An 8743-nucleotide genomic window follows, 5' to 3' on the forward strand; every position below is an offset into this window, starting at 1 on the left:
TGCCTTTTGTGTCAACCTAAAATTTGCATAATACATTGAAAATAGATCTACATAGCCACACAAAATACTCAGACGGCCACTTAACGCCTGAAGAATTAATTCTACGCGCCCATACTATGCAGGTGGATGCCTTAGCGGTTACCGACCACGATACCGTTGCTGGGCTAGAAGAAGCGCATGCCACACAGGCTAAGCAAAAACGGCCACTAACCATTATTGATGGCGTTGAAATATCAACCTCTTGGCATGGTTTTGACATTCATGTTGTAGGCTTAAATGTGGACAGACACTGCCCACTATTTCTAGCGCGATTAAAAGGGCAGTCTGAAACCCGTGAAACTCGGGCTCAAAAAATTGCAGAAAAGCTTGAAAAGTGTGGATTTGAAGGTGTATTGCCTCGCGCCAAAGCATTAGCGGGGGTAGGGCAAGTTACCCGTGCGCACTTCGCGCGAGTGCTGGTAAATAATTATGGTGTGCCCACTATGCAGGCCGCTTTTAAAAAATATTTGGGCAAAGGCAAACGAGCTGCAGTAAAAGCCGAATGGCCAAGTATTGAAACCGCAATAACTTGGATTCAGGAGGCCGGCGGTCAAGCTGTGCTTGCGCACCCCGCTCACTATGACATGACGGCAAAGTGGCTAAGACGCCTAGTGGCCTTATTTGATCAACTCGGTGGTGATGCTATTGAAACAGCCTTCCCGGGGATCAATAAAACGAAGCAAGAGCTCATTAATGAGCTTGCTGAAAATCATGAACTACTCGCATCCGCCGGCTCCGATTTTCACTTTCCGTCGCGATGGACTGAGCTAGGTAAAAACTTAGGTATCAGCAGTAAACTTACTCCTATCTGGCATAATTGGCAGCAGTTAGCAATGCCAAAAGTGGTAGGTGAAAGTGCAAGTGAAAACGCACGCTCACCTTCAAACTAGGCGTGAGGGCTGCTTGTTTTGACACCCGGCAGTTACATGTTGGCTGGGTTTACGCCATAGCGGTACACGGATAAGCACGACACAAGTAGACAAACAGAAAAAGCCTTGGCAGAGTAAATTCATCTGTACGGTTTTTGACAATGAGGTAACGATGAGCCAATTTTTCTATGTACACCCTGATAACCCGCAAAAACGCTTAATCAGCCAAGCATGTGAGTTAATTCGGGACGGCGCCGTTGTGGTTTACCCTACCGATTCGGGCTATGCCATAGGCTGCCAAATGGAAGATAAGAAAGCTTTAGAGCAGCTTTGCCGTATACGCCAAATTGATAAAGATCATAACTTCACTCTGATGTGCCGTGATATGTCGGAGTTATCGATTTACGCAAAAGTTGATAATACTGCGTTTAGGCAGATTAAAAACAACACGCCTGGGCACTACACGTTTGTGCTTAAAGCAACGCGTGAAGTGCCAAAGCGTTTGCAAAATCCAAAACGTAAAACCATTGGTATTCGCGTGCCGGACAACGCTATTGCGCTGGCACTGCTTGAAGAGTTGGGCGAGCCATTAATGTCGACATCGCTGATTTTGCCGGGCAATACAATGGCAGAGTCAGACCCAGACGTTATTCGCGATAATTTAGAGAAGCAGGTGGGGCTTATTATTCACGGTGGCTATATCGGCGAACACCCTACTACTGTTATCGACTTGTCGGATGACACGCCTGTGATTATGCGTCATGGAACGGGCGACCCATCGCCATTTGAATAGCACTTCAATAAGTCCGCTAAATCAACGGCTAATCGTAAAGAGAACCGAGAAGCCTCAAATAAGAACAGATAATAATAAAAGCGTTAGCGCATAAAATGGTTGTGAAAGAGTGGCAAACCTTGTTGAAAATACAGTGAATAGTACAGAGCCTGCCAATAACGACGGGCTCTCAACGCCTGTTCAGCAACCGTTACCCTTAGCTTTTATCAATGGCGAAGCGCTTATTGAAAAGCCTGAAGATCTGTTTATCCCACCCGATGCACTAGAAGTCATTCTAGAAACTTTCGAGGGGCCCCTTGATTTACTGTTATATCTCATCAGAAAACAGAAATTTGATATCACTACATTACCTATTGCAGATGTTACAAAGCAATACATGGAATATGTGGATGCCATGATGGCGCTTAAACTAGAGTTAGCGGCAGAATATTTATTAATGGCAGCAATTTTAGCCGAGATTAAATCGCGTCTATTACTGCCAAAGCGCAGTGATGATAATGACGAAGAGGAAGATCCTCGCGCTGAACTTATTCGCCGTTTAAAAGAGTACGAGCTAGTAAAACAGGCGGCTGAAGACCTAGACACGCAGCCTCGATTGGAGCGCGATGTATTTAAAGCGCAGGTGGACACCAGTGAAAATGTCGCGCCCATTCGCGTTGAGCCAGACATATCGCTGGCCGAAATTGTACTTGCGTTTAGCGCGGCGATGAAGCGGGCACAAGCGTTTGAACATCACACGATTGAGAAGGAAGCGCTAAGTACCCGAGAGCGAATGTCGCTGATACTGTCGGTACTGACTAACGTTGAATATACACCGCTTGAGCGATTGTTTACTCTAGAGGAAGGTAAGGCCGGTGTGGTGGTTTGTTTCTTAGCTATTTTAGAATTAGTAAAAGAACAGCTAATTTTATGCATTCAGGCAGGTCCTTATGCGAAAATTCATGTAAAATTAGGTGCACATGAAGAAAGTTAACACGGCGCAGCTGAAGCAATTGGTGGAAGCGGCAATATTTGTTGCTGATAAACCAATATCCAGACAGCAGCTCAAAGAAACGGTACTCAACGAGTTTTCCGTTGCTGATAGAACCTTAAGTAAGGTGCTCAACGAGCTTAAATTAGATTATCAGCCACGAGGTATTCAACTGGTGGAAGTAGCAAGTGGCTTTCGCTTCCAGTCGTTAGATGCTTTGAGCCCGTGGTTAAGTAAATTGTGGCAAGAAAACGCGCCAAAGTACTCTAGAGCAATGCTCGAGACGCTGGCGTTAATTGCTTACCGCCAACCAATTACTCGCGGTGAAATAGAGCAAGTGCGAGGTGTTGCGGTAAGCAGCAATATTATTAAAACACTCACAGAACGAGACTGGATAAAAGTGGTAGGCCACAAAGAAGTGCCCGGGCGACCGGCGCTTTATGCTACGACTAAAGGTTTTTTAGACTATTTTTCAATGTCTTCATTGAGCGATTTGCCCAATGCTGACGCGTTTGAAAACATGGCTGAGAGCATAGCATCTGACTCGCCGCTTAAGGTGTTAAATGAGGCACCGTCTGAATAGACCGTGCGACCGTAAACAAGCAATTAAAGAGTGAAAACCCATGACTGAAAAGTTGCAAAAAGTACTGGCTAACCAAGGGCTAGGCTCGCGACGAGAAATGGAACGTTGGATTGAGGAAGGCCGAGTATCGGTTAACGGTTCCGTAGCGACATTAGGTGATAGAGTTGACCACACTGCGCAAATTCGCGTTGATGGCCATCTTTTATCACGTCAAACCGAGCAGCCAATTTGTCGAGTGTTGATGTACAACAAGCCAGAAGGTGAACTGTGTAGCCGTCACGACCCAGAAGGTCGAGATACGGTGTTTGACCGTCTGCCGGCTATTCGTCTAGGGCGCTGGATTACCGTTGGCCGTTTAGACATGAACACCAGTGGTTTGCTTCTGTTTACCAACGATGGTGAGCTTGCAAACCGCTTAATGCATCCTAAGTGCGAAGTAGAACGTGAATACGCCGTACGTGTGTTTGGTGAAGTTTCGACCAAGACACTAAACACACTTCAAAAAGGGGTAGAGCTAGACGACGGTGAAGCCAAATTTCTAACAATATCGGGTACGCCCACGCCACAGCATGCTGAAGAAGAAAGCATGAACCGTTGGTTCAACGTGACCTTGAAAGAAGGGCGTAACCGTGAAGTTCGCCGTCTTTGGGAATCACAAGGCGTACAAGTTAGCCGCCTTATCCGTGTTAAGTACGGCCCAATCGAGCTTCAAAAACGTCTGCCGCAAGGTGCGTGGGTTGAGCTAGGGCTAGAAGACGTAAACGCGCTTCGCAATCATGTACAGCTGCCTGATGAAACGCAGACTATGGTGAACGTTCGACAAGGTAAACTCGACCACGCTCGTTTAAGTCGTATGCGCCGCTCAGTGAAAAAGCATAAAGTTCGCAAGCAACAGGGCCTTAATAAAAGAGCGGGTCGCCCAGCAAAGCGCAAATAACCCAGTACTGAATTCGTCTTTCTAAAAAAGCCGCTCGCTTTTAAAAGCCAGCGCCTTTTTAGTGCCTCTATTTAACATCGCGGTAATAAGTTAGGGCTCAACGACTTTACCTAAAAACCAATTTACGACCCCCAAAAGGGGAAATGCGATCTTCTTTTTTAACGTTGGCGTAGCAATGGGTGAACGCGCTACGTCCAGTAGCTATGTACCAACCCGGAAAAGGAGACGGTAATGAAAGATATGCCTCAAATGGGAATGGGAACCTTCCGCTTAGAAGGTGAGGAAGCCCGAGTGTCAGCGAGTAAAGCATTAGACGTGGGATTTAGACACATAGATACCGCCCAGTTTTATGATAACGAAGCGCAGGTTGGTGACGCGATTAAAACCAGCGGCCTTAATAGAAACGAGCTTTTTGTTACCACCAAAGTGTGGCATGAGTCGCTAGGTGAAGATCATTTTATTCCAAGTGTTCATGAAAGCTTGGAGAAGCTAAAGATAGAGTATGTCGATTTGTTACTTATTCACTGGCCATACCCTGGCAACGACATCTCGCTAGAAAGCTATTTGGGCAGCTTAGCAAAAGCGAAAGAGCTTGGGCTCACCCGCCATATTGGTGTTTCCAACTTTACCATTGATTTATTAGACAAGGCGGAAGAAATTCTAGGTAAGGGGGAAATTTACACAAACCAAATCGAGATCCACCCGTTTATGCAAAATAGAAAGGTGGTGGATGCCTGCAAAGCGAAAAATATTCGAGCGACGGCTTACATGCCATTTGCAGTAGGCAAAGTCATGAAAGATGAAACGTTACAGCAAATAGCCCAGAATCATAATGCAAGCCCAGCGCAAGTAGTGCTGGCGTGGATGGAAAAACGACACATTTATGCCATTCCATCTTCAACCAGTAAAACGCACTTGCAGGAAAATTTAGCTTACGGTGGTGTGCAGCTTTCGGATGATGAACTTGCACTTGTAGACGGGCTAGACAATGGTGAGCGTATTGTAAACCCAGATTTTGCGCCCGAGTGGGACTAGTTTAACGCCAATTAACTGCTACGTTGCGTGCACATTACTTCAAACGTAGCTAAGACGTGTTCTAATGTTTAAAGGCCGCCGTCTACACCGTTGTTAACAAATGTGGGTTAATGATAAGTAGTAGGCGGCTGAGTTTATTAAATTACGGTAGGCTATGTACAATAAGCTTATAGAAATGGTTATTGGCTAGTCTGGTTTTGGATTTAGGTCAACAGATTTAATGACCTTTGCTGGGTTGCCCCCTATAACCACATTAGAGCCGAAAGACTTAGTCACAACAGCGCCTGAGGCCACCACCACATTATCACCAAGCGTTACTCCTGGGTTTATCACTGCCATTCCGCCTATCCAACAGTTGTGGCCGATAGTGATGGGTTTAGCAAACTCGATACCGGTAGCGCGCTGCTTGGGGTCGATAGGGTGTGTTGCTGTATAAATGCCAACTTGAGGCGCTATCATACAGTTATCCCCAATTGTCACTTTAGCCGCGTCTAATATCACGCAATTGAAATTGGCGAAGAAGTTTTCGCCAACATAAATGTTTTCGCCGTAATCACATTTAAATGACGACTCGATATACAGCCTTTTGCCTGTACTGCCAAAAAGTTGTTTAAGCAGTCGAGTACGCGTTTTGTGTTCGCTCTGGCAAATACTATTTAGTTCATCAAGCTGTATACGACACTGTTTACGCATTGCCGTTAACGTCTTGTCAGACGGAAAGTACAATGCGCCAGTCAGCATTTTTTCTTGTTCAGTCATTTATTAACAGAAAGCGTAAAAATAAAAGCCGATACGTTACTGCGCGTCGCTATAGCTTACAACGACTTTTTGCATCAAAGCGTCATTTTCAATATCTAAATGTACAGAGCGCTTCAATATAATGTCCCCTTCGATGGTTACTGAAGCGCTAATAGTTAACGTGGGTTTGTCATCAGATTGTTTGCCCCACGAACTTTCACTCTCTTTGTAAATAAGATTTCCAGCAATATGGGTGGTACCAGATAAAGTAATGTCGCCATTTAGCGTTTTGATGTGCTTATCAATTGTTGTATCTATCGCATCGATGTCGCCGTTTACCGTTTCAACGCTGCCACCGATAGTGCTTTGTACCGGTAGCGTTACGTTCCCGTTCACGGTTTCTACATTTTTGAGCACGGTTAAATGAGGTGTAGCGCTCACATCTCCATTGACAATATCAATATTTCGGACAGTCACATCACTGCCCATTTCAAGGTTGCCATTAACAATGCTGACTTCGTCAGCACCTGCATTGTTACTTATCTCAACATTGCCGTTTACGGAAGAAATATCGCCGGCGTACTTTCCTTCTGCAATGTCAATATTACCTAGAATTGAGCTAAAGTCGCTGCCTTCTAGAGCATGAGCATTGCCAACGTGTATAACGCAACCACTAAGTAGTGAGGCAGAAACAAGCATAACGGTGCCAGCAATAATAGACTTTTTCATATTTTTATATCCTTGATTGAGATTTCATAGGCTGTGTACGCCTACTTTACCCCTTGCAGCATCACTAACTATGCCAAGTTGTAAAATTGATTTAAATCAGTGCTTTATGTGTATATCACGCAAGGCTTTAAACGAGTGTGTCGCATAATACACAAGTTTATAGCTTTATCTCCCAACGAGTAGTGAATTTGACCACTACTTCCGAGCCACACTAAAGTACTGAAAGGGACAGACACTTATATGCACACGCAGCAAGCGAATATAGAAGTACAGGTGTGGACAGACACTTATGCCAGTACGTGGTAAACGAGTATGAATGAAGTTTTTACTTTATTAAGTGTGTGTCCACTTTGTACACCATGTAAGTACTAGGAAAAGAAAGTGAGTGTCCGTTTTAAACGTTCTTTTTTAAACTCCGTCCGCCAGTATGAAAAATGTTGGCACCCTCGCATTGGATTAATAGGCCCATTGTTTGCATTGCGAGAGAAGTGCACGGGGAAATAAGTTTCTGAAATTACGTGACGAAGTCATTAAGGCTACAGAGAAAGGCGTGAAGTAAACCGATTGCTTGGTTTTTTCTCAGCGTGGCTATTCTAAGTATTTACCTTTGATACTAAAGAGCCAATTTGTAATAGAAAATGATACAAAGGTAACGGTCGGCGATAAAAACCGAGTAATGTAGATGGAGCAGTGAATGACGGATAAATACCTACAATTGAATAGAGCGAAAAGGCTTGCATTGGCTTGCTTAGTGTTTGCCGCAAGTGTATTTATTCTCACAATACTAATGCCCAAATTCTACCCAGGGTTGATAGGTGCTTGGTGGCTCGGTTTGATAAAGATGGCGAGTGAAGCCGCCTTGGTTGGGGGGCTTGCTGACTGGTTCGCAGTTACGGCCTTATTTAAACCTATACCCGCAAAATATCCTATTCCTCATACAAATATTGTAGCCAGTAATAAGTCGGTCATTGCTAACAATTTATCCCTTTTCGTTAAAGAGAAGTTCTTTCACCCTGAAGCCATTGAAACCCTTATTCGCAATAGTGACCCTGCTAAAGGTGCCGGGAGGTGGCTATCGGTAGATAAGAATGCCACACGGCTAAGTCGGTTTTTATGCGATGCCTTTGCTGGTGTTTTACGAGTGTTAGATGATAAACCGGTTAAAACATTTATTGCTAAAACGGCAGAAAAGGGTATTGACCAACTCGATCTCAGACAATTAATGGCCACATCATTAGGGGCAGTAACAAAAGAGCGTCAGCACCAAGTGGTGTTAGACAAGGTGCTAGGGAAATTAGCAAATTTATTGGCTGAACCTGATACGCAAGTCTATATCGCAGATACGTTAGTTGTATGGTTAAAAACAGAATACAGCAGAATCGAAAAGCTATTGCCATCCGGTTGGTTAAGTGAACAAGGGGCCTTGATAGCGGTTAAGGCGGTTTCGAGTATTTTAGAAGATATTTACCAAGACGAACATCACCCCATTCGCCACGCTTTCGATGAACAGGTTCATGAATTTTTGTACGAATTGCAGCATAGCCCTTTGATGGAACAAAAAGTAAATGGTTATAAAGATAAGATTGTTAACGATCCGGCCTTAAAAGATTATGTTTACCAGTCGTGGGCAAAATTTCATAATTGGCTTGTAACTTCTCTAGAGGAGCAAAACGGTAAAGCTGAGACGAAAGTGTCTGCCTTATTGAAAGATTTAGGTACAACGTTAACGCAAGATAGTGATCTTGCCAAAGCGTTTAATAAGCACATTGGTGAGGCCGCGAAGTATATGGCACCCGAATTGGCGGAGTTTTTAACACGTCATATTCGCGACACTATTAACAGTTGGGATGAGCGTGAAATGGCGAAGCAGGTGGAGCTCAATATCGGCAGAGACCTACAGAAAGTACGCATTAATGGCACGATTGTGGGCGGGTTGATTGGTGCAATATTGTTTGGTGTAGAGACGCTGCTGGGCCTCTGATACCTACGGATACCAAATGAATTGGATTTATTCTTAGAGGTGTCGAAATTATTTACAGTTCAAAAAGCA

9 protein-coding genes are annotated in these 8743 nt (G+C 44.4%); 7 read left to right on the forward strand and 2 right to left on the reverse strand.

Annotated features, from left to right (window positions below; all coding sequences use genetic code 11):
- Positions 1–35 precede the first annotated feature (35 nt).
- The 6 genes from MADE_RS07045 to dkgB all read left to right on the forward strand — a co-directional run bounded on the left by MADE_RS07045 (position 36) and on the right by dkgB (position 5226).
- Positions 36–929, forward strand: coding sequence for a PHP domain-containing protein (locus MADE_RS07045; RefSeq protein WP_051343491.1), 894 nt, complete (start codon positions 36–38; stop codon positions 927–929).
- A gap of 151 nt (positions 930–1080) precedes the next feature.
- Positions 1081–1701 carry an L-threonylcarbamoyladenylate synthase gene (locus tag MADE_RS07050; RefSeq protein WP_012517866.1) on the forward strand — a complete coding sequence of 207 codons (621 nt, stop codon included), beginning with the start codon at positions 1081–1083 and terminating at the stop codon, positions 1699–1701.
- A gap of 109 nt (positions 1702–1810) precedes the next feature.
- Entirely contained in the window at positions 1811–2674 is an 864-nt protein-coding gene (locus tag MADE_RS07055) for a segregation and condensation protein A (protein ID WP_012517867.1), read from the forward strand.
- Positions 2661–3254: an SMC-Scp complex subunit ScpB gene (gene scpB, locus MADE_RS07060; protein ID WP_012517868.1), complete on the forward strand. Its 594-nt coding sequence runs from the start codon at positions 2661–2663 to the stop codon at positions 3252–3254. The genes MADE_RS07055 and scpB overlap by 14 nt, the downstream gene beginning before the upstream one ends.
- Before the next feature lie 40 nt (positions 3255–3294).
- Entirely contained in the window at positions 3295–4191 is an 897-nt protein-coding gene (gene rluB, locus MADE_RS07065) for a 23S rRNA pseudouridine(2605) synthase RluB (protein WP_012517869.1), read from the forward strand.
- Between the two features lie 231 nt (positions 4192–4422).
- Positions 4423–5226 (forward strand): 2,5-didehydrogluconate reductase DkgB, encoded by an 804-nt coding sequence (gene dkgB / locus MADE_RS07070; protein ID WP_012517870.1) that lies wholly within the window; start codon positions 4423–4425, stop codon positions 5224–5226.
- A 186-nt stretch (positions 5227–5412) separates the two neighbouring features.
- Here dkgB and MADE_RS07075 read toward each other — a convergent pair whose 3' ends face one another.
- Together MADE_RS07075 and MADE_RS07080 are read right to left on the reverse strand one after the other, a co-directional pair.
- Positions 5413–5985, reverse strand: a complete 573-nt coding sequence (locus MADE_RS07075) for a sugar O-acetyltransferase (RefSeq protein ID WP_012517871.1) — start codon at positions 5983–5985, stop codon at positions 5413–5415.
- 36 nt (positions 5986–6021) lie between these two features.
- Positions 6022–6693, reverse strand: a complete 672-nt coding sequence (locus MADE_RS07080; protein ID WP_012517872.1) for a DUF4097 family beta strand repeat-containing protein — start codon at positions 6691–6693, stop codon at positions 6022–6024.
- Positions 6694–7387: 694 nt separating this feature from the next.
- Here MADE_RS07080 and MADE_RS07085 point away from each other — a divergent pair.
- Positions 7388–8674: a DUF445 domain-containing protein gene (locus MADE_RS07085; protein ID WP_012517873.1), complete on the forward strand. Its 1287-nt coding sequence runs from the start codon at positions 7388–7390 to the stop codon at positions 8672–8674.
- Positions 8675–8743 lie beyond the last annotated feature (69 nt).

It is taken from the genome of Alteromonas mediterranea DE (assembly GCF_000020585.3).
GTDB classification, from domain to species: Bacteria; Pseudomonadota; Gammaproteobacteria; order Enterobacterales; family Alteromonadaceae; genus Alteromonas; species Alteromonas mediterranea.